19 protein-coding genes and 1 riboswitch are annotated in these 20,647 nt (G+C 66.4%); of the genes, 5 read left to right on the top strand and 14 right to left on the bottom strand.

Going from position 1 to position 20,647, the window contains the following annotated elements:
• The first annotated feature begins 140 nt into the window (after nt 1-140).
• Nucleotides 141-785: a GNAT family N-acetyltransferase gene (locus TSH20_RS22165; protein WP_109155841.1), complete on the top strand. Its 645-nt coding sequence runs from the start codon at nt 141-143 to the stop codon at nt 783-785.
• A gap of 3 nt (nt 786-788) precedes the next feature.
• Here TSH20_RS22165 and TSH20_RS22160 read toward each other — a convergent pair whose 3' ends face one another.
• Nucleotides 789-1,277 carry a hypothetical protein gene (locus TSH20_RS22160; protein ID WP_109155840.1) on the bottom strand — a complete coding sequence of 163 codons (489 nt, stop codon included), beginning with the start codon at nt 1,275-1,277 and terminating at the stop codon, nt 789-791.
• Nucleotides 1,278-1,506: 229 nt separating this feature from the next.
• Here TSH20_RS22160 and TSH20_RS22155 point away from each other — a divergent pair, with 229 nt between their 5' ends.
• Nucleotides 1,507-2,634, top strand: coding sequence for an alpha/beta hydrolase (locus tag TSH20_RS22155; RefSeq protein WP_247871151.1), 1,128 nt, complete (start codon nt 1,507-1,509; stop codon nt 2,632-2,634).
• Nucleotides 2,635-2,675: 41 nt separating this feature from the next.
• Here TSH20_RS22155 and TSH20_RS22150 read toward each other — a convergent pair whose 3' ends face one another.
• The 8 genes from TSH20_RS22150 to TSH20_RS22115 form a co-directional block, all read right to left on the bottom strand.
• Complete coding sequence (locus TSH20_RS22150; RefSeq protein ID WP_348770448.1) at nt 2,676-3,533, bottom strand: alpha/beta hydrolase; 858 nt, start codon at nt 3,531-3,533, stop codon at nt 2,676-2,678.
• A gap of 51 nt (nt 3,534-3,584) precedes the next feature.
• On the bottom strand, nt 3,585-4,484 hold the full coding sequence (locus TSH20_RS22145; protein WP_247871150.1) for a lytic transglycosylase domain-containing protein: 900 nt from the start codon (nt 4,482-4,484) through the stop codon (nt 3,585-3,587).
• Between the two features lie 80 nt (nt 4,485-4,564).
• Nucleotides 4,565-6,706, bottom strand: a complete 2,142-nt coding sequence (gene uvrB / locus TSH20_RS22140) for an excinuclease ABC subunit UvrB (protein ID WP_109155837.1) — start codon at nt 6,704-6,706, stop codon at nt 4,565-4,567.
• 135 nt (nt 6,707-6,841) lie between these two features.
• Nucleotides 6,842-7,234, bottom strand: coding sequence for a DUF6285 domain-containing protein (locus TSH20_RS22135; RefSeq protein WP_109155836.1), 393 nt, complete (start codon nt 7,232-7,234; stop codon nt 6,842-6,844).
• Nucleotides 7,234-8,316: a phosphotransferase family protein gene (locus tag TSH20_RS22130; protein ID WP_109155835.1), complete on the bottom strand. Its 1,083-nt coding sequence runs from the start codon at nt 8,314-8,316 to the stop codon at nt 7,234-7,236. Before TSH20_RS22130 ends, TSH20_RS22135 begins: the two co-directional genes overlap by 1 nt.
• Nucleotides 8,317-8,520: 204 nt before the next feature.
• A complete protein-coding gene (locus tag TSH20_RS34705; RefSeq protein WP_146205330.1) occupies nt 8,521-9,123 on the bottom strand; it encodes a hypothetical protein in 603 nt (200 codons plus the stop codon).
• A gap of 32 nt (nt 9,124-9,155) precedes the next feature.
• Nucleotides 9,156-9,383: a hypothetical protein gene (locus TSH20_RS22120; RefSeq protein WP_109155833.1), complete on the bottom strand. Its 228-nt coding sequence runs from the start codon at nt 9,381-9,383 to the stop codon at nt 9,156-9,158.
• Between the two features lie 225 nt (nt 9,384-9,608).
• Nucleotides 9,609-12,254, bottom strand: coding sequence for a glycosyltransferase (locus TSH20_RS22115; protein WP_109155832.1), 2,646 nt, complete (start codon nt 12,252-12,254; stop codon nt 9,609-9,611).
• 189 nt (nt 12,255-12,443) lie between these two features.
• Between TSH20_RS22115 and TSH20_RS22110 the strand changes: the two genes are divergently transcribed.
• Complete coding sequence (locus TSH20_RS22110; RefSeq protein ID WP_109155831.1) at nt 12,444-12,659, top strand: hypothetical protein; 216 nt, start codon at nt 12,444-12,446, stop codon at nt 12,657-12,659.
• Between the two features lie 170 nt (nt 12,660-12,829).
• On the opposite strand, the gene gcvPB is transcribed toward TSH20_RS22110, so the two are convergent.
• The 4 genes from gcvPB to gcvT all read right to left on the bottom strand — a co-directional run bounded on the left by gcvPB (nt 12,830) and on the right by gcvT (nt 17,397).
• Entirely contained in the window at nt 12,830-14,401 is a 1,572-nt protein-coding gene (gcvPB, locus tag TSH20_RS22105; protein WP_109155830.1) for an aminomethyl-transferring glycine dehydrogenase subunit GcvPB, read from the bottom strand.
• Nucleotides 14,398-15,741 carry an aminomethyl-transferring glycine dehydrogenase subunit GcvPA gene (gcvPA, locus tag TSH20_RS22100; RefSeq protein WP_109155829.1) on the bottom strand — a complete coding sequence of 448 codons (1,344 nt, stop codon included), beginning with the start codon at nt 15,739-15,741 and terminating at the stop codon, nt 14,398-14,400. The genes gcvPB and gcvPA overlap by 4 nt, the downstream gene beginning before the upstream one ends.
• Nucleotide 15,742: 1 nt before the next feature.
• Nucleotides 15,743-16,117 carry a glycine cleavage system protein GcvH gene (gene gcvH, locus TSH20_RS22095; protein ID WP_109155828.1) on the bottom strand — a complete coding sequence of 125 codons (375 nt, stop codon included), beginning with the start codon at nt 16,115-16,117 and terminating at the stop codon, nt 15,743-15,745.
• 167 nt (nt 16,118-16,284) lie between these two features.
• On the bottom strand, nt 16,285-17,397 hold the full coding sequence (gcvT, locus tag TSH20_RS22090; protein ID WP_109155827.1) for a glycine cleavage system aminomethyltransferase GcvT: 1,113 nt from the start codon (nt 17,395-17,397) through the stop codon (nt 16,285-16,287).
• Nucleotides 17,398-17,568: 171 nt separating this feature from the next.
• Nucleotides 17,569-17,684: riboswitch (glycine riboswitch) on the bottom strand.
• 217 nt (nt 17,685-17,901) lie between these two features.
• On the opposite strand from gcvT, the gene TSH20_RS22085 reads away from it, so the two are divergent.
• Nucleotides 17,902-18,735, top strand: a complete 834-nt coding sequence (locus TSH20_RS22085; protein WP_109155826.1) for a hypothetical protein — start codon at nt 17,902-17,904, stop codon at nt 18,733-18,735.
• A gap of 94 nt (nt 18,736-18,829) precedes the next feature.
• On the opposite strand, the gene TSH20_RS22080 is transcribed toward TSH20_RS22085, so the two are convergent.
• On the bottom strand, nt 18,830-19,300 hold the full coding sequence (locus tag TSH20_RS22080; RefSeq protein ID WP_247871149.1) for a hypothetical protein: 471 nt from the start codon (nt 19,298-19,300) through the stop codon (nt 18,830-18,832).
• Between the two features lie 286 nt (nt 19,301-19,586).
• Here TSH20_RS22080 and ispH point away from each other — a divergent pair, with 286 nt between their 5' ends.
• Nucleotides 19,587-20,564 (top strand): 4-hydroxy-3-methylbut-2-enyl diphosphate reductase, encoded by a 978-nt coding sequence (ispH, locus tag TSH20_RS22075; protein WP_109155824.1) that lies wholly within the window; start codon nt 19,587-19,589, stop codon nt 20,562-20,564.
• Nucleotides 20,565-20,647 lie beyond the last annotated feature (83 nt).

Raw genomic sequence — 20,647 nt, 5'->3', positions numbered from 1 at the left:
GCGGGATGGCTCCGCCTGCCCAAAAGCCTTATCCCGACAGCGCCACGTGGGAACGACCGCGTGCCGTGTAGGGTTGTCACCGAAAGCCGCTGTCCAATCGACGGCATGCAGCGGGGAAGAACCTGCGAGGCATCGGCAACATGGCAACTGCACACCGCCGCACCGGCTCCTACGGCACGGCCAATAACGACAGCCTCGGCGCCGATTCGGACGATTGCGACGGCAAACACGCCATTCTGGCGCTGCCAGTGACGATCCGTCCGGCGAGGCAGGAGGATTTGCCGACCCTGGAGTGGTTCGGCCAGCACACCCCCCATCGCGAGATCATAACGGGTGCCTTCCGTCTGCAGGAACGCGGCGACGGCTCCATGTTGCTGGCCGATGTCAACGGCTTCCCGGCCGGCCAAATCTGCATCGATTTCCTGCGCAAGCGGCCGAGTGGCCGGGCCACGCTGTGGGCTCTGCGAGTGTTCCAGCCCTTCCGCGGACTGGGCATCGGCGGCCGGCTGGTGCGGGCGGCCGAGCGGGTCGTGATCCAGCGCGCCGTCCCCTACGCCGAACTGGGCGTCGACCGCGACAATGCCGGCGTCCTGCCCTTCTATGAACGGCTGGGATACGAACATTGTGGCCGGGAGCGCGGCCAGTTCCTCTACCATACGCCCGAAGGACGTCTGGTCCGCGTCGCCATCGACCAATGGCTTCTGCACAAGCGGCTGGGTGACGGCGCAGAGTCCGCCACCGCAGGTCCCGAAATCGGTCGTTGCCTGCGACTGGCGGGGGACTGACCGCTATTCCGCCGCCAGCGCCGCGCCGACCGGAAGGGGCACCAGTCGGGCCGCCCGCCTGCGCGGCAGGAAGATGCGGGCGCCATCCAGAATGTTGCCCAGTTCGCCCATCGCATCGACCGCCATGCACAGCGCCACCGGCGGAAGCCAGCGGTCGAACAGTTGCGCCGCCACCTCCGCATCGCCGCCCTGGACCGCAGCCAGGGAATCCAGCAGGGCCGCCTCGTCGGCGCTGATGCGGCTGCAGGCCGGACAGCGGATTTCCGGCTTGCGGGCACCCGCCACCGCGAAGGTCCCGAGCAGCGCGAACAGCGGCAGCAGCGCCGTGTTCGGCACGCCGGCCACGTTCAGCCCGATGCGCATCGACGCCATCGCCCCGGCGGTGCCGGCGCGGAACCATTGGCGGACGCCGGTCAACAGCGCCCGTTCGGCCGTCGTCAGGTCCGTCACAGTCCAGGGCGACGGCCGCCCCTCTTCGATCGTCCCGCACATGCCGCAGCTCCTTCATCCGGTTGCAGGACCATCCTAACGCCTCTCTATTCTAATTGCGAGTCATTCTTATTTGCGGCCGTGCCTGTGACAAAAATCGGGCGCCCGTGACACCCGGAATGCCGGAAAGGTCGCGTTAACGAACCGCGGCAATCCTGAACCGACTCGCAGTACAGGGGGATCGGTGGGGATGATTCGGACACTACGGGGAGCTGTTTTCGGACTGGTCACGGTGATCGGAATTGCTGTTGCGGCGGGCTTGACGGTGGCCCATCCGGCAGCGGCCCAGATCGTTCTGAAGTCCGCCTATGGGGAAGCGTCGCTGGCCGGCCCGGCCAAGGCGCGCGGCGCGGTGGTGTGGAGCCACGGCCGTTCGGTGGACTCCGAGGATTCGGAAGCGCCCACCCCGCTCTACATGAAGGCGCTGCGCGACGCCGGCTGGGACGTCTACCGGCTGGACCGCATGCGCGTCAGCGACACGCTGCCCAACAGCTCCCGCGCGCTCGCCAGCTATTCGGAAGCGCTGAAGGCCAAGGGCTATCGCCGGGTCACCCTGACCGGTCAATCCTTCGGCGCCTTCATCTCGCTGATCGCCGCCGGTCAGACCAACGCCATCGACGCCGTCGTCGCCACCGCCCCCGCCGCCTTCGGCAACTTCACCGAGGCCTTCGACAGCTACCGCGAGAACGCCGCCCAGCTCTGGCCGATCCTGCGCGAGGTTCGCCGGGCGCGGGTGATGATGTTCTTCTTCCACGGCGATGATTTCGATCCGGGCGGGCGCGCCGAGCCGGCCCGCAACATCCTGACACAGCGCGGGCTGAGCAGCCTGATCGTCGACCAGCCGTCGCTGCTGACCGGCCATGGCGCCGCCAACACAGGCCTGTTCGTCCGCCGCTTCGGCGCCTGCATCGTCCGCTTCGCCGAGGCTCCGCCGACCCCGAACGATCCTCCCTGCGACGAATCCTGGGGCCGCAGCCCCAGCGCGGAACTGCTGCAGGCGGCCCTGCCCGCCAACGCGTCGGGTTCCGCCAAGGGCAACGACGCGACCGCGGCACTCCGTCCCTACATCGGCATGTGGTACGGCAGCTACATCAATGGCCGCGAGGTCGCACTGTCGGTGGAAAAGGCGGAGGGCGACGCCGTCTATGCCGATTATGTGCTCGGCGCCGGCATGGAAGCCGACCAGCCCTTCGAACGGGTGCGCCGCAAGGGCCGGATCGAGAATGGCGAACTGGTCTTCGACGAGAAGGGCCGCAACATCCTGCGCTACCGCCTGCGCCCTGACGGCCGCGTTGCCGCGAGCTGGCTGGACAAGGACGGCCACGGCCGGCTCGACACCGTGCTGCGCCGGGTGAACTGACGTACAGGGCGGCGGGCGATCAGCCCACCGCCCTCTCCTCCTTAGCCCTCTGCCAGGAAATTGCGGACGATGGCGATCTGCTCGTCCGTCATCAGGGACGGGGCGTGGCCGGTGTTGGGGAATTCCACCACCCGCACCAGACCGGACGCCCCCGGCCCACGCTCCGCCATCCGCTCCGCCGTATCGGTGCTCAACAGGTCCGAATCCGCGCCGCGCAGGACCAGCACCGGGCAACGCACGCGATCCCACAACGCCCACAGATCGACGTCGGCGATGGGCGCGGTCTTGAACGCCTCCCCGATGGCGGGATCATAGGCAAGGCGGAAGCGGCCGTCGGGCATCGGGCGGGTGCTGTGCTCCGCCATATGGCGCCAACATTCGTCGCTGATCGTGCCGAAGCCCATAAGGACGAAGCGCAGGTAGGATTCCAGCGCCGGCAGGTCCTCGAACACCGGGTCCTTGCCGACATAATCGGCGATCCGCTGCAATCCGGCCTGAGCGATGAAGGGACCGACGTCGTTGATGACCATGCGGCGGATCGGGCTGTTGGCCTGCGCCGCCAGCGTCATGCCGATCAGACCGCCCATCGAGGTGCCGACCCAGTCGACCGTCTCCACCCCCATACGGGCGATCAGCGCCACCATGTCGGCGCAATATTGCGGATAGCCGTAGAGCGCCGGCACCGGCAGCCAGTCGCTGCGCCCGCGCCCGACCACATCCGGGCAGGCAACCCGCCAGCCGTCGGCCAGAGCCAGCGCCAACCGGTCGAAGTCCCGACCGTTGCGGGTCAGCCCATGCACGCACACGGCCGTCCGCGCGGCATCGTCACGCCCCCACTGGGTGTAGGCGATCTTGTGAAACCCGGCGGCGCTGAGGCCGAGGACGTTGCGTTCGGACATCGGCACGGGCGGGCACTCCTGTTCGGATTTGACTTCCCGATTCAACGGGGCTCATCCCTTTTTCGGCGATTTGGCGCCGCGTGGCAACTCCGCCTCCGCATCGCGCCCTGCGGCAGCGCGGATGGCGGGCAGCGCCGGCGACGGTTCCGCCACCGATCGGTCGAAGGGGTGCCGGGTATCGTCGTAAATGCGGCGGATGACACGGACATAGTTGCGTGTCTCCGCATAGGGCGGAATTCCCTTGTAGCGGTCGACCGCCCGTTCGCCGGCATTGTAGCCGGCCAGCGCCAGCGTCACGTCGCCCTGGAAATAGGCCAGCAGCCAGCGCAGATACTTCACCCCGCCGGTGATGTTTTGCTTGGGATCGAAGACGTCGCCGACGCCGAAGCGGTCGGCCGTGTCGGGGATCAGTTGCATCAGGCCGGCAGCGTCCTTCGGCGACACCGCATCGGTGCGGAAGGCGCTTTCCGCCTGGATCACCGCCAGCACCAGCGCGGGGTCGATGCCGTATTTCGGCGCGATCGAGTTGACCAGCGCCACCACCTCCGCCGGCGGAGGACCGATCTCGCGCACCGGGCCGCCACCGGGACGGCACCAGGGACGGATGCGCCCCATGCGGCCGGGAACGTAATTGACCAGCCGCCGCGCCTCCGGATGCCCGCGCGAGGCGGCGGCGCGCAGCCATGCCGTGCCGAGCCGCCGGTCCTTGCGCACGCCTTTTCCGAACAGATAACGACGAGCCAGCCGGAAGGCGGCATTGGCGTCGCCCTGCTCGGCCAGCTCGCAATCGGTGGATTTGGTCTTGAGCGAGGGCGGGGGCAATTCGGCCACAGCGTCCGGCTTCGCTGCGGATTTGGCTTCCGCCGCCGTAGCGATGGGTGCCGACGCGATACCGGCGCCCCACAGCACCAGCGCAATCAACGGCACCATCACGACACGACGAACCAGCAAACCTCGACCCTCCTGCTTTCCCGCGTCATCCCACGGGAAGCGGAAGTATGGTGTTGCAACCTGCCGACGACAAGGGCTGGTCAAGGTCCCCGGCGGCGGCGACCCTGCTTCTTCGGAGCACCTTCGGGAATGCCGCGGCCTTGGCGCGCACTGCTGATGCCGATGCTGCCGGGGGTCTCCAGCCCCAGATCCATCGCCTCCAGCCGACGCAGCTCGTCGCGCAGGCGGGCAGCCTCTTCGAATTCCAGATCGGCAGCGGCGGCGCGCATGCGCTTTTCCAGATCGGCGATGACGTTCTTGAGGTTGTGCCCGACCAGCTCGTTCGAATTCAGGCCGGTCTTCACCGTCACATGGTCCCCGCGCTCGAACACGCTTTCCAAAATGTCGCCGATGGCCTTCTTCACCGATTCCGGCGTGATGCCGTGTTCCAGGTTGTAGGCCATCTGCTTTTCACGGCGGCGCGCCGTCTCGTCGATGGCGTACTTCATGCTGTCGGTGATTTTGTCAGCATACAGGATCGCCCGGCCATCGACGTTGCGCGCCGCACGGCCGATGGTCTGGATCAGCGAGGTCTTGCTGCGCAGATAGCCTTCCTTGTCGGCGTCCAGAATCGCCACCAGCGCGCATTCCGGGATGTCCAACCCCTCGCGCAGCAGGTTGATGCCGACCAGCACGTCATAGGCGCCCAGCCGCAAATCGCGGATGATCTCGATGCGCTCCAGCGTCTCCACGTCGGAGTGGATGTAGCGCACGCGCAATCCCGCCTCGTGCATGTACTCGGTCAGCGCCTCGGCCATCTTCTTGGTCAGGGTGGTGACCAGCACGCGATAGCCCTTGGCGACCACCTCCTTGCATTCGCCGATCAGGTCGTCGACCTGGGTCTCGGTCGGACGGACGATAACCGGCGGGTCGATCAGGCCGGTCGGGCGGACCAGCTGCTCGGTGAAGACGCCGCCGGTGCGCTCCAGCTCCCACGGGCCGGGGGTGGCGGAGACGAAGACCGTCTGCGGCCGCATCCCCTCCCATTCCTCGAACTTCAGCGGCCGGTTGTCCTTGGCGCTGGGCAAGCGGAAGCCGTAATCGGACAGCGTCGATTTCCGCACCAAGTCGCCGCGATACATGCCGCCGATCTGCGGCACCATGACGTGGCTCTCGTCAACGATCAGCAGAGCGTCGCCCGGCAGATACTCGAACAGGGTCGGCGGCGGATCACCCGCTGCGCGGCCGGTCAGGTAGCGGGAATAATTCTCGATGCCAGCGCAGGACCCGGTTGCCGCCATCATCTCGATGTCGAAGGTGGTGCGCTGTTCCAGCCGCTGGGCTTCCAGCAGCTTGCCCTCGGCGGCGAACTCCTCCAGCCGATCCTTCAGGTCCTTCTTGATCTGGTTGATCGCCTGATTCAGCGTCGGCTTCGGCGTCACATAGTGGCTGTTCGGATAGACGCGCACGGCCTCCAGCGCCGCCAGCTTCTCGCCGGTCAGCGGGTCGATCTCGTGGATGCCCTCGATCTCGTCGCCGAACAGCGAAATGCGCCACGCCCGGTCTTCCATGTGGGCCGGAAACAGCTCAACCGTGTCGCCGCGCACGCGGAACAGGCCCCGGCCGAAGGCGGCGTCGTTGCGCTTGTACTGAAGCTCGGTCAGCTTGCGCAGCAACTCCGGCTGGGCGATCACCTCGCCCTTGCGCAGGTCCACCGTCATCTCCGAATAGGTCTCGACCGAGCCGATACCGTAGATGCAGGACACCGACGCGACGATGATGACGTCGTCCCGCTCCAGCAGAGCCCGCGTCGCCGAGTGGCGCATGCGGTCGATCTGCTCGTTGATCGAGGATTCCTTCTCGATATAGGTGTCGGTGCGCGGGACGTAGGCTTCCGGCTGATAATAGTCGTAGTAGGAGACGAAGTACTCCACCGCATTGTTCGGGAAGAATGACTTCATCTCGCCATACAGCTGCGCCGCCAGCGTCTTGTTGGGCGCTAAAATCAGCGTCGGACGCTGCACCGTCTGGATGACATGCGCCATGGTGAAGGTCTTGCCCGACCCGGTGACGCCCAGCAGCACCTGATCCTTTTCGCCCTGCCGCAGCCCGGCAGTCAGCTCCTCAATCGCATTCGGCTGGTCGCCCGCGGGTTCGAATTCCGACGAAATGACGAACTGCTTTCCGGCTTCCAGCTTCGCGAGCGGCCGGGCGGGAATGGCGGACAGAACAGGACTTGCCATGGGGCGGCGATCCGATCAGAGGAGGGGTACGGAACGGGAACCGATTATATGGCCGCAACGCCCCCGTCTGTCGAGCGCAGGCTGAGCGGCACTGCGCCCCGCGCATGCGAGACGCAGCGCCGACCCGGAACCGCCTTACTGTGGTCCCAGCGCCTTCGGGTTCGATATCCCCAGACGCGCCTGGACGATGGCTTCCAGCGAATCCATCAGCACGTCCTGGCCCTCCTGGTCGAAGTCACCGGCGGCGATCTCGATGCACAGTCGGTGCTGGAGCGCCTCCACCCGCTTGCGCAGGTCGTCGCCGGACAGGGCGTCGTCGGCGTCCTCGCCATAGAGCAGGGCGAGGGCCGCCAGCATCGATTGGCCGGCGGTGTCCAACCCCTTCAACTCGCGCTCGGCAATCTCTAGCGCATTGGCGACCATCAGCGCGGCGAAGCGCGCTTCCGGCGCCACATGGGGAAGCACATCGGCACGGAAGGTGGAGGCGGCGATCTGCAGCAGACCGCGGGCGTCGGGATTGGCGCGCATCAGGCCACCTTCTCCACCGCACCGGACACCATGCCGCCGATGGCGCGGAGATGGCGCAGCATGTCCATCTCGATCTCAGGCAGCATTCGCCCGGTCAGCGCCAGTTCCAGCGACGGCTCGTCGCCGGAGCTGTGGCGCAGCCCCTGCTCCACCGCGATGGCCGCCCAGCGCAGGTAGGCCGCCGTCTCCCAATAGGCGACACGCGCCGGATCGACGCGGCGGCCGGAGGTCTCCTCATAGCCGGCGTAGAAGTCCGCACGGTCGGCGATGCCGCCCGCTTCGCGATCGGGCCGGCGGAACCGCCAGGAGCGGGCGCAGAACCAGCCCAGATCTTCCATTGGGTCGCTGAATCCGGCGAACTCCCAATCCAGGATCGCGGTCAGCGCCCCGTCCTTGACCAGATAGTTGCCGGTGCGGAAGTCGCGATGGCACAGCACCACCGCACCCGGCAACGGAGCATTGACCTCCATCCAGCGCAGGCCCCAGGCGATCACCGGATCGCGGCGTCCAAGGTCGCCGAACCAGCGGCGATACTGAGAGAGCGTCTCCTGCGCCGGGCATTCCGGCGCCTCGCCCAGCCTCTCCAGCCCCTCGGTCTCCGGGGCGATCCGGTGCAACAGGCCGAGTTGCCGGCCAAGCTCTCGCGCCAGTTCCGGTTGGGCCGCTTCCGACCGCGTCACCGCATGGCCGGCGCCCAGCCCATCGGCGCGGCGCATGATGTAGAAGTCATGGCCCAGCACGGCGGGATCGTCGCAGGCGAACAGCGGTTCCGGCGCCATCACCCCGCCGGCGAAGGCGGCGCGCAGCACCACGAACTCCCGCAGCTTGCCGATGCTGGCCGAAATACGCCCGCCGCCCTCGGCCCGCAGCACGCAGGCATGCCGGCCGGCAAGCGGCCCGCCATCGATGTCCAGAGTCACCGCAAGGTTCAGAGAGATCGCGCCACCGCCGAGCCGTCCATCCTCAGTCACCACGACGCGGGATGCGCCGACCTGTGTGGCCAGCCAGCTTTCCAGTCGAGTCCGATTGTCGCCCGACAGCAGCGATGGCGGAGACTGATCGGACGCTTTGACGACGTGCATGGCGTTCTCCCTCCAGAGGTTGCTTGGCGCGTTGGTTCGCGCGTCTTTGTCGATTTCAGCCGCCGATGGTAGGCACGAAGCGCTGTTGCCGACAAGTTTCACCTTGGTGGGAAAAGCGACTCCACCCCCAAAAAAGTCGGCCCCTCCCCCGCCCTTGCAGGCGGGAAAGGGGCCGTTGGCGGTCAGGCTCTTGAATCCGTCAGATCAGATCGTCCGCGGCGCGGTTCCGGTTACGGTTCCTAATGCCTTGGCGAACAGCTTGGCGTCGAAGCGCTTGATTTCGTCGAGCAACCGGGTCTTCAGAGTCACGTTGGCCAGCGCCTCCAGCGTCACCGCCATCACGCCGCCATCGATGTCGCGATAATGTGCCGAATAGAGGATGCTGTTCCTCAACCGGGTCCCGATGATCTTGCTGTTGATGTTGGCGATAGAAAAAGCCTGGGTAAGCGCGAAGTCTGCATTGACCACCAGACCGCGTTTCTGAACGTCCCGGCTCAAACTGCCCAATGGTCCGACCTGAATCGGACGAATCTTGCACAGCCACTTCAATGTGTAGCTGGCAATCTTGTAGCGGTCGATGCGCTCCATGCCATGGAAATCTTTAATGCGCCGAACATCAATGAAGTAACTTTCCATTGCACTCAGCAAAAGAGCTGTGTTCATTTCAGCATCTACAAGACCAGAAGATTGAAGCTTCTGATTGTAAAACCCGAAAGCCTGGGCGAGGTAAGCGCACCGTCTGACAGTACGCTTGCTTTCAGCAACCTCATCTTGCAAATCAACAAAATCATCCAAGGCATCAAACATATCATTTAAACCTGATCATCAGCCGGAAATCTCTACGCTTTTGCTTTTTGAGCGTCCTCGCTGGCAACGATCTGCTTTATGCCTTCGGACGAAGCTTCAAATTCCTCATCCAACATCGCCTTATATCTCTCCAAGGCGACCGTTTCATCAAAGGGAACATCGTCGTTCGGCAGCACCCAATGGGAAATATCATGAATGCCTTCGTTTCCGAGCAGCTTTGTAAACTCTTCGATCAGGACTGGATCCAACGGGATGGGCATTGGCCGGGGTGACCCTGTCTCTCGTGAACGGTATGCGCCGTGTTGCGGCCTTCTAAGGCAGAGGGTTCGTCATGTCAATTATGGAGACGTCATAAACATAACATTTCTCGCGAGCTGCGCAACGAGAATGCAACCCAAAAGCGGCAATTGCGTTCCAAAGGAAACGTGCCGCGTCGACGGTCGGGGCGGCGCGGCACGTAAAGTTCTGATCACCGGGCGAAGCGCTTACGCCGCAACCGGACGGTTCGCCCCCTGCTCCTGATTGGCCGTGTCGGCCTGCTGGGTGGCGGGGACCGGAGCCGGCTTGGCTTCGCGGACCGGCAGCATGTCACCGATACCGAAGGCGACGGCCATCAGGTTCGGCACCGCCATGGCGGCGAGCAGCACCGACCACAGCTCCAGCGACAGGGTGCCAAGCGGGTTGACCAGGGCGGCGGTGGCCGACGAGGCGACCAGGGCGGCGGACAGCCACGCTTCGGGCTTGGCGCAGAAGCGGCCGGCGGTGCGCTTGCCACCCTTGGCGGTCACCCGGAAGGCGTCCTGCTTGCGGAACAGACCGCGGACGACGGCCAGGGCGACGGTGGTGGACAGCGCCATTCCGACGGCGCAGGCACCGAGGCTTTCCTTCCAGCTGTTGCCGGAGGCATAGCGCGAGGCCAGCAGGCTGGAGCCGGCACGCAGGACCAGGGCACCCAGGACGGCGGCGGTGGCGGCCACCGGCGGCAGGTGCAGCGGCAGAACCAGCGAGGCGAAAGTCCAGACCACGGCGGCGGCGGCAGCGAACAGGCCGACAGCGTCGGACCACCAGCGGATCCAGTTGGTGACGTAGCCCAGCTTCTGCCGCGCGCTCAGTTCGGCGGAACCCGGCAGGAACTTCTTCCAGTGGGCGCGGACAATCTGCGTGGAACCGAACACCCAGCGGTCGCGCTGCTTGCGGAACTGCATGAAGTTGTCTGGGGCCAGACCGGCGCCAAGCCGCTCGTCGGTGTAGGCGGCGCGGTAGCCGGCCGACAGGATGCGCAGGCCCAGTTCGGTGTCCTCGCAGATGCCGGCTTCCGACCAGCCGCCGACCTGATCCATCGCCGAGCGGCGCAGCATGATCATCGTGCCGTGGCAGATGAAGGCTTGGCTCGACACGCCCTCCTGCATGCCGACGTCGAAGAAGGGGCGGTATTCGGCGGTCATGGCGGCCTTCAGCGCCGTCTCGTGGCCGTCGCGGTGCTCCTGCGGGGCCTGGACGATGCCGACCGACGGATCGGCGAAGGTCGGAGCCAGCTTCGACAACCAGTCGGGCGACACGGTGTAGTCGGCGTCCAGCACGGCGACGATCTCGGCCGACGGATCGGTGTGGCGCAGGGCGGCGTTCAGAGCGCCGGCCTTGAAGCCGGAAATCTTCTTGTACCAGTGGAACTTGAACTTCGGACCCAGCGCCCGGCACATCTCCTCGACCGGGCGGACGAGATGCTCCTCCTCGGTGTTGTTGATGAGGACGACGACCTCATAGTTCGGGTAGTCCAGCCGCGACAGCGAGGCCAGCGTGGCGTTCAACACGTCCGGCTGCTCGCGGCAGGCGGCGACGTGGATGGAGACCATCGGCTTGTGGTCGATGCTGGGCACGGCATGCGGCAGCAGCGCCGGGGCGCGGCCGGTCAGCAGCCGGCGGGCGACATCCACCAGATCGGCGAAGGCGACGCTCATCATCAGGGCGCCCAGCGCGAAGGCGGAGCCCCAGGTGGTCAGCGCACCGAAGGTCAGATATTCGGCGAAGGCACCGGCGACGGCCGAACCGATGGCGAAGCCGATGATGTTGGCGCCCATCGAGGCAGCCAGCGCGAAACCAGCGTTGGTCCGGCGGCGGAAGACGGCGAAAGCCGACAGGGCCAGACCAACGGCGAGCGCGACGCCCGCGCCGACCCGGTCGCCATAGGGGGCGGCGACGGCGCCGGTCATCGACCATTTCGGCTGACGGTCGGCATCCAGCACGCCCCAGGTCGGGCCGGGCGAGCCTTCGATGGTCGACTTCCAGATGCCGTCGAAAGCCTCGACGACGTTGTAATGGATGCCGAGGGCATTGGCTTCCGCCGCGAAGCCGCGGACGACGGCGGCCTGCGCCTCCGGCGTCGGATAGGCGTCGTGGAAGTTCTCGCCGCCCGAAGGCCAGCCAACCTCGCCCACGAACAGCGGCTTGCCCGGATGCGCCTTGCGCACGGTGTCAAGCCGGTCGCGGATCCAGGTCAGCGCATCGGAAACCGGCACGCCTTCCCAGTAGGGCAGCACGTGGACGCCCATGAAGTCGGACGCCTTCACCGTGGCGTCGGCCTTGACCATCTCCGACCAGACGTCGGCGGTGCCGACCTTGATCGAAGCCGGAACGGCGGCGCGCACACGCTTGATGTAGCCGGCCAGTTCGGCATCCGTCAGTTCGGCGCGCAGCAGCGTCTCGTTGCCGACGACGATGCGCTTGATGCCGCGGAATTCCTTGGCGAGCGCGATGCCGTGCATCACCTCCCGCTCGTTGCGGACCTTGTCCTTGCTCAGCCAGATGCCGAGCGTGACGTCCAGCCCCTTGGACACCGCGATCTCCGGCACCTCGCCCTGCGAGCCGAGCGTCGAGTAGGTACGGACGCCATCGGCGAAGCCGGCGATGGCGGTCATGTCCTTCTCGATGTCCTTGCGCGGAACGATCGGCTGGTGATTGGGGTCGTAACTGCGGCCCGAGGGCGAATAGGACACCGATTCTATGCGGCCGGGTTCCGCGTCCACCGCCGTGGGCGCGTTGCGCCAGGACCAGAAGGACGCGTGGCCGGCGGTCACGGCCAGCAGTGCGGCGGCGATGGCTGCGCGCCGGATCGAGTTCTTCGGGTTGCTCATGGGGAGTTCGCGTTGCCCTGTTGCTGGGTGGCCGTTCGCCACCGGACATCCGCACAAACGGGCAGACCGACTTCCCTATTCCGTCACTTCCAAAAATTTTTTGTGCGCTGCGGAGAGCGGAACCCTGACGGTCGCCTTCTGTTGGACAACGTCCGGTTCCATACTCCCAAAAACACAGGAGAGCGCCCCATGGCCACCCGCCACGAAGACAGCCCGGAACACAAGAAGGCCCACGATCTGGCCGAGCAGGCGTTGGACAAGGCCGCCGGCGGCGATGCCCGCAAGGCACGCGACCTGATTGAGGAAGCCAAGCGCATCGACCCCAAGATCGGCGAGGAAATGTCCCGCGAAGCCGCCGAGGACCAGAAGAAGGCCGACAAGTACGTCGACAAGACCGACAAGTGAGCCGCTGCCCCTCCCCATCCCTCCCCCGCTCTCGGCCGGCCGAAGGCCGGTCCGATCGCGGGAGAGGGGGTATAGGATCGTTGTCGGCGTGATCTAACCGCCGCAGCGGCGGCAGTCCACTCTCCCGCGAGAGCGGGGAGGGTTAGGGTGGGGGCACCCGCAGCAACCCCTTACTCGGCCGCGACGGCTTCCGCCACCACCGGCGGGCTCCAGCGCAGGACCGGCTTGCGGGCCGCCGCCGTCTCATCCAGGCGACGGCGCGGCGTCAGGCGCGGCGCAGCCTGGAAGTAAGCCACATCCCCCGACTTCGCCCGTTCGGCCAGCGCACGGAGCGCGTCGACGAACTGGTCGAGGCTGGCCTTGCTTTCCGTTTCGGTCGGCTCGATCAGCAGGGCACCGTGGACGACCAGCGGGAAATACATGGTCATCGGGTGGAAGCCCTCGTCGATCAGCGCCTTCGCCATGTCGAGCGTGGTGACCCCCGTCCCCTTCAGGAAGCGGTCGTCGAACAGGCACTCGTGCATGCACGGCCCTTCGAAGGAGGCCGTCATCACGGCCTCCAGCCGCGCCATGACATAGTTGGCGTTCAGCACCGCATCGCCCGACGCCTGCCACAGCCCGTCGGCGCCGTGGCTCAGCATGTAGGACAGCGCGCGGACGAACATGCCCATCTGGCCGTGGAAAGCCTTCATACGGCCGAAGGCCAGACCGTCGCCGGCGTTCTCAACCAGCGCGAAGCCATCTTTGCCATGGGTGACGTAGGGCACCGGGATGTAGGGCGCCAGCGACTCCGCGAACACCACCGGCCCAGACCCCGGACCGCCGCCGCCATGCGGGGTGGAGAAGGTCTTGTGCAGGTTGATGTGCATGACGTCGATGCCGAGATCGGCCGGACGCACCCGCCCGACGATGGCATTGAAGTTGGCGCCGTCGCAGTAGAAATAGCCGCCGGCCGCATGCACCGCGTCGGCGATCGCGATGATGTCGCGTTCGAACAGGCCGCAGGTGTTGGGGTTGGTCAGCATCAGCCCGGCCACGTCGGGACCGAGCTTGGCCTTCAGCGCCTCCAGATCGACGCGCCCATCGGCGGTCGCCGGGATGGCGTCGACGCTGTAGCCGCAGGCGGCGGCGGTCGCCGGGTTGGTGCCGTGGGCGCTTTCCGGCACCAGAATCTTGGTGCGGCCGCTGTCGCCCTTTGCCTCATGCGCCGAGCGGATCGCCATGATGCCGCACATCTCGCCGTGGGCACCGGCGGCGGGCGCCAGTGTCACGGCGGCCATGCCGGTCAGCGTCTTCAGCCAGTGGGCCAACTGGTCCATCAGTTCCAGCGCACCCTGCACCGTGCTGACCGGCTGCATGGGATGCACGTCGGAGAAGCCCGGCAGCCGCGCCATCTTCTCGTTCAGGCGCGGGTTGTGCTTCATCGTGCAGGAGCCGAGCGGATAGAACCCGCTGTCGATGGCGTAGTTCTTTTGCGACAGGCGGGTGTAGTGGCGGACCACCTGCGGCTCGGCGAGGCCGGGCAGCCCGACCTTGGCGCGCGGCTTCACCGCACCCAGGCGCGAGGCCACCTTTGGCAGATCCGGCAGATCGACGCCGGTGCGCCCTGCGCTGTCCTGTTCGAAGATCAGCGGCTCTTCGATCTGCAGGCCGCGGTTGCCGGTGACGGTGCCGGTCACGCTGTCGAACCCGGCGCTACCGGCGGGAATGGCCGACGGACGGCCCTGGTTGTTCATGCTCATGCCAGAACCTCAGTGAGCGCGGCGGCGAAGGCGTCCATGTCGGCGTCGGTGTTGGTCTCGGTGACGGCGACCAGCAGCAGGTCTTCCATTTCGCCCGGATAGAGGCGCGACACCGGCACGCCGCCCAGGATGCGGCGCTTGGCAAGCTCCTCGACCACCGCGGCGGCCGGCTTCGGCAGCTTGACGGTGAATTCGTTGAAGAAGCCGTCGTTCAGCACCTCGACGCCCGGAACCGCCGCCAGCTTGTCGGCCATCTGGACCGCCTTGGCATGGTTCAGCTGGGCCAGCTGCGTGATCCCCGCCTCGCCCAGCAGGCTGACATGGATCGAGAAGGCCAGCGCGCACAGGCCGGAGTTGGTGCAGATGTTCGAGGTCGCCTTCTCGCGGCGGATATGCTGCTCGCGGGTGGAGAGCGTCAGCACGAAGCCGCGGCGGCCGTCGGCGTCCACCGTCTCGCCGCACAGGCGACCCGGCATCTGGCGGACATATTTGTCCTTCACCGCGAACAGCCCGACATAGGGGCCGCCGAAATTCAGAGCGTTGCCGAAGGACTGGCCCTCCGCAGCCACGATGTCGGCGCCCACGTCGCCCGGCGGGGTCAGCAGGCCGAGCGACAAAGCCTCGGTCACCACGACGATCAGCAGGGCGCCCTTGGCCTGACAGGCCGCGGCGAGGTCGGTGTAGTCGCGGACATGGCCGAACACGTCCGGGTTCTGCACGACAACGCAGGAGGTCTTGTCGTCGACCAGCGCCAGCAGGTCCTCGCCGCCGGTCGGGGCGGCCGGCAGGGCCACCGCCTCGAAGCCGATGAAGCGGGCGTCGGTGGTGGTCACGTCGCGGTAATGCGGGTGCAGGCCGCCAGACAGGATCGCCTTCTTCCGCCGGGTGACGCGGTTGGCCATCATCACCGCCTCGGCGCAGGAGGTGGCACCGTCATACATAGAGGCGTTGGCCACATCCATGCCGGTCAGCAGCGCGACCTGGGTCTGGAATTCGAACAGGACCTGCAGCGTGCCCTGGCTCACCTCCGGCTGGTACGGCGTGTAGGCGGTCAGGAACTCGCCGCGCTGGACCAGATGGTCGACGGTCGCCGGCACATGGTGGCGGTAGGCGCCAGCGCCGAGGAAGCTCGGCACCGAACCGGCCGGCACATTCTTGGCCGCCATGGAACCCAGCAGCCGTTCGACCTCAAGCTCGCCCATATGGTTGGGCAAGCCCCCGATCGGGCCGGCCAGTTGGGCCGCCTTTGGAACATCGCGGAACAGGTCTTCGACCGATGTTGCGCGGACGGCCTCCAGCATCGACTGCCGGTCGGCCTCGGTCAGGGGCAGATAGCGCATGTTAGTGGGATTCCTCCACGAAGGCCTTGTAGGCCGATTCATCCATCAGACCATCGAGTTCGGAGGCGTCCTTCAACTGGATCTTGAAGAACCAGCCATCAGTCTCCGCGGCGCTGTTGACCATCGACGGGTCATCGACCAGGGCCTGGTTGGCTTCCACGACGGTGCCGGAGACCGGAGCGTAAACGTCGCTGGCGGCCTTCACCGATTCGACGACGGCGGCTTCCTTGCCCTGCTCCAGCACGCGGCCGGCCTCGGGCAGTTCGACGAACACCACGTCGCCCAGCTGGCTCTGGGCGAAGTCAGTGACGCCGACGGTGGCGACATCGCCATCGACCTGAACCCACTCGTGGTCCTTGGTGAATTTCTTGCTCATCGGAAGGGTTCCCTGTTCCTGAAAATCGTTCGTTGGCAGGTGGTTCAAGGCTTCTCGGAACCGTCATCCCCGCGAAGGCGGGGATCCAGGCGTTACCGAAACAGCCGCTCCATCGGACCTGGATCCCCGCCTTCGCGGGGATGACGGCCAAGAGGGGTACTGCTCCGTCAGCCCCGGTAATAGCGTTGCGGCACGAAGGGCGTAGCAGCGACGCGGGCGGGCAGCGGCTTGCCGCGCACGACCAGAGTCAGCGGCGTACCCACCGCGGAATTCGCAATGTCGACATAGCCCATGGCGACCGGCGCGCCGGCGGTCGGGCCGAAGCCGCCGCTGGTGATCTCGCCGATGCGGTTGCCGTTGGCATCCTGGATTTCGGTGTGCTCACGGGCCGGCTGGCGGCCTTCCGGCTGGATGCCGACGCGGCGGCGCGTGGCACCTTCGGTCAACTGCCGGTGGATGATGTCGTAACCGGGGAAACCGCCCTCGGCGCGGCGGCGCTTCGGCAGCGTCCATTCCAGCGCGCCTTCGACCGGCGTCGTGGTGGTGTCGATGTCGTGGCCGTAGAGGCACAGCCCGGCCTCCAGCCGCAGCGAGTCGCGGGCACCCAGCCCGATCGCCTCGACCTCCGACTCGCCCAGCAGCACGCGGGCGATCATCTCGGCATCGGCCTTGTCGCAGGAGATCTCGTAGCCGTCCTCGCCGGTGTAGCCGGAGCGGGTCAGGATCACCGGCACGCCCTTGAAGGTGGCGGACAGGTAGCTCATGAACTTCATGGTCGCGGCTTCCGGCACGAAGCGGGCCATCACCTCGGCCGCCATCGGACCCTGGAGCGCCATCAGCGCCAGATCGTCCAGCAGTTCGACCTCGGCCTTGCCGGCCAGCTTTTCGCGCAGATGGGCGACGTCCTGCTCCTTGCAGGCGGCGTTCACCACCAGGAACAGGTGGTCGCCGGCATTGGTCACCATCAGGTCGTCGAGGATGCCGCCCTGTTCGTTCAGGAACAGCGTGTAGCGCATGCGGCCCTGCGCCAAGCCCTTGATGTCGCCGGGAACCAGCGTTTCCAATGCTGCGGCCGGATCGTCGCCGGTCAGGCGGACCTGTCCCATGTGGGACACGTCGAACAGCCCGGCCTTCTCGCGGGTGTGCTGGTGTTCTTTCAGGATGCCCAGCGGATACTGCACCGGCATGTCATAGCCGGCGAAAGGCACCATGCGGGCGCCAAGCTCGACATGGAGCGCGTGCAGCGGGGTGGTCTTGAGAGCGGTTGCGGCCTCGGTCACGCGCGGGTCCTCCGACAAGGTTTCAGCGCCCGCATCGGGATCGATGCAGGAAGCTGCCCCCTCTGTCTTGGACCTGAGAGATTCACCGTTGTCCGGTCGAGCCGGGCACCCGGTTTACTCCTTCGGTGAGTCGCGGCGGGTGAGCGCCGAGGCTGCTTTCCAGAGTTGCCTTATCCCCTTGCGGTCCTTTTGCCTGAGAGTTTCCGGGGGCGGTTGCTCCTTCGGCGCCGCCTGAGAACTTGTCGATTTACGACAAGCTCACAAGCGATCTCTCCCGCGAGGGATCATCGGCGTGATGGCGGCACACTGTCGCGAATAGACAGGTTTGTCAATCAGCGCTCTGGTCGCCGATACGGCCAAGTCGTTGAAATATCCGGGTTTTGGAAATTTTCCTTTTAATCGGGCTGGATAGGCATAAAAACCTACTCACCGCGTTACGCCGAGCTGGCCAGCCGTTGACCGCCGCGGGTTTGACCCCCCAATCGACACATTGGAGAGCGCGCAATGACCGTCCAGGCCTTCAACCCGTCCAACCTGTCCCAGTCCGCCGCCAACTGGGCGGTGTCCCAGCGCATCGTCGGCAACTTCGCCCCCCATGCGCAGGTCGTGCCGAACCTGACACTGGCGCTCGACCCCGGCAACCTGCTGAACGGCACCACCCTTACCGAGGTGAACGCCCAGTCCGTCGGCCCCTTTACGCCGCCGGCCAGCGGCTTCCGCATCGACCGCGTGGTGGTGGACCGCGGCACCGGTGCGGCGTCCATCGTCGCCGGCACCGCCAACAGCCTGACTCCGCCGGCGATCCCATCCGGCAAGCTGCCGGTGGCCCGCGTGGTGCTGCTGCCGACGACGGATGCCGTCACCAATGACATGATCGTGGACGAGCGGTCCTTCAACGACCTGACGGCCCCGACGCAGAACTCCGTCGTCGTCCGGGCGCACCGCAACAATGTCGGCCAGGGTGGCGTCACCAACAATAGCTGGGCCAAGGTTCTGCTGACCACCGCCGACATCAATGTCGGGAATGCCTTCAACGGTACGAATTCCCGCTTCCAGCCTTCCGTCGCCGGCTACTATCTGCTGCATGCCCAGGTGATGATGAACTGCGGCGCCAACGGCTCGATCTACGCCGGGCTCTATCTCAACGACGCCAACATCGCCCTGTGCCGATCCCTCACCCCCATGGCCACCCCAACCTATGCCGCCACGACCTCCGTGACCTACATGAACGGGACGACCGATTACGTGGAGATGAAGGTGCTCAACACCATCATTACCGACGGCATTCTGGACGGCACGCCGACTGCGACCTTCTTCGCCGCAAGCCGGCTGGCGTAAACTGCCCGCCTTGAATTGGTAACTTCGAGGGAGCGCCCGCAGCATGCCGGGCGCTCCTTATGGTACAAGCGAAGGATTCGAATCCCGGAGCTTCCTACTTCTTCATCTGCGTCCGGTTGAAGTTCAGCTGCTCCGGCGTCAGCTGGAAGCCGAGATAGATCTTCCAATCCTTGGCGTTGGCGTCCTTGGGCAGCGGGATCTTCGGCGTCAGTTCCTCGCGGGTGCCGGCGCGCGGCTGGCCGGGGACGAAGGTCACGTCGGTGTCGAAAAAGGCCTTCGACACCAGCGTGTCGTCCGGCTGGGCCAGGGCGACGAAATACTGGTACTTGGCGGTGTTGCCCGGCAAGGCCGGGCCGCGCTCGGCCACCAGATAGACGTTCACGTTCACGGTGACGCCGTTGCTGGTGTAGTCACAGCTGCCGGTGAAATCGACCAGGGCAGCGCGCGACTCAAGATCGGTCAGGTCCTTGCCGCCGGGGCGGAAGACCGTCACTTCCTGCAGGTCGCGGACGATGTTGACCTTCGGGCAGGCCAGTGCCGCCTCCGACGGATTCGTCGGGCCCATCCCCATACCGGAGCAGCCGGAAAGCACCAGCACGGCCCCGGCCGCGAGCAGCGCAGGGCGGCCCATCCCAAAGAGGGACGCCAGCGGGCTTTTCCGGGCGGGGGTTCCTATATTACGGTCGCGGCGGTCCATCGGTTCGGCCTGATCGGTTGACGGGCTGTTGGACCGCGACTTTAGTGTCCCAGCTTGACCGGCACAAGACCGCGCGGCGGTTCTATCCCTTGTGACCGTCTGGCGCAGGACCACCTAAGGGCGACCCACTCCACGCAAGGGCGGTACAGCGCATATGACCACGACCTCTCCCCAGGCCACCCGGGCCTTGACGATCCTGCTGGCGGCGCCGCGCGGCTTCTGCGCCGGGGTGGACCGGGCGATCCAGATCGTCGAGACGGCGATCGACCGCTATGGGGCGCCGGTCTATGTCCGGCACGAGATCGTCCACAACCGTTTCGTGGTCGAAAGCCTGGAAGCCAAGGGCGCCGTCTTCGTCGACGAACTGACCGAGGTGCCGGACGGTCGCCCGGTGGTCTTCTCCGCCCATGGCGTGCCGAAATCGGTGCCACAGGCGGCCGAAGCGCGCGGGCTGTTCTATCTCGACGCCACCTGCCCGCTGGTCAGCAAGGTGCATCGCGAGGCCGAACGGCATTTCGACGAAGGCAAGCAGATCGTCCTGATCGGCCATGCAGGCCACCCGGAGGTGATCGGCACCATGGGCCAGTTGCCCGACGGCGCCGTGGTGCTGGTGGAGACGGTGGCCGACGTGGCGACGATGGAGGTCCGTGACCCGGAAAACCTCGCCTACGCCACCCAGACCACCCTGTCGGTCGACGAGACGACGGCGATCCTGGCCGCGCTGCAGGCCCGCTTTCCCGCCATCGCCGGGCCGAAGAAGGAAGACATCTGCTACGCCACCACCAACCGTCAGGCGGCGGTGAAGGCCATCGCGCCGAAGGTGGACGCGCTGCTGGTGCTGGGGGCGCCGAACTCCTCCAACTCCAAGCGGCTGGTGGAGGTGGCGAAGACCCATGGCTGCCCGGCCGCCCAACTGGTCCAGCGCGCCGCCGACATCGATTGGGACGCGCTGTCCGGCGTCGCCCGCCTCGGCATCACCGCCGGCGCGTCGGCACCGGAAGTGCTGGTCGAGGAGGTCATCGAAGCCGCCCGCACCCGTTTCGACGTGACGGTGGAGGAGCTGCGCACGGCGACGGAGAACATCGTCTTCAAGCTGCCGCGCGCGTTATCGGTGGAGCGGGAGGCCGTTTGACGGCGCCGGAACCCGGTCGCGGGGCGGCGCGTTGCTTCAGGCGGAGCGAACGCTCCGCCGTGACGAGCGTGAGGTGAAGCCTT

Origin of the sequence: Azospirillum sp. TSH20, assembly GCF_003115935.1 — a bacterium.
In the GTDB taxonomy this organism is placed as follows: domain Bacteria; phylum Pseudomonadota; class Alphaproteobacteria; order Azospirillales; family Azospirillaceae; genus Azospirillum.
Note: the sequence above shows the minus strand (reverse complement) of the source record. Positions and strands in the feature narration are given on the sequence as shown.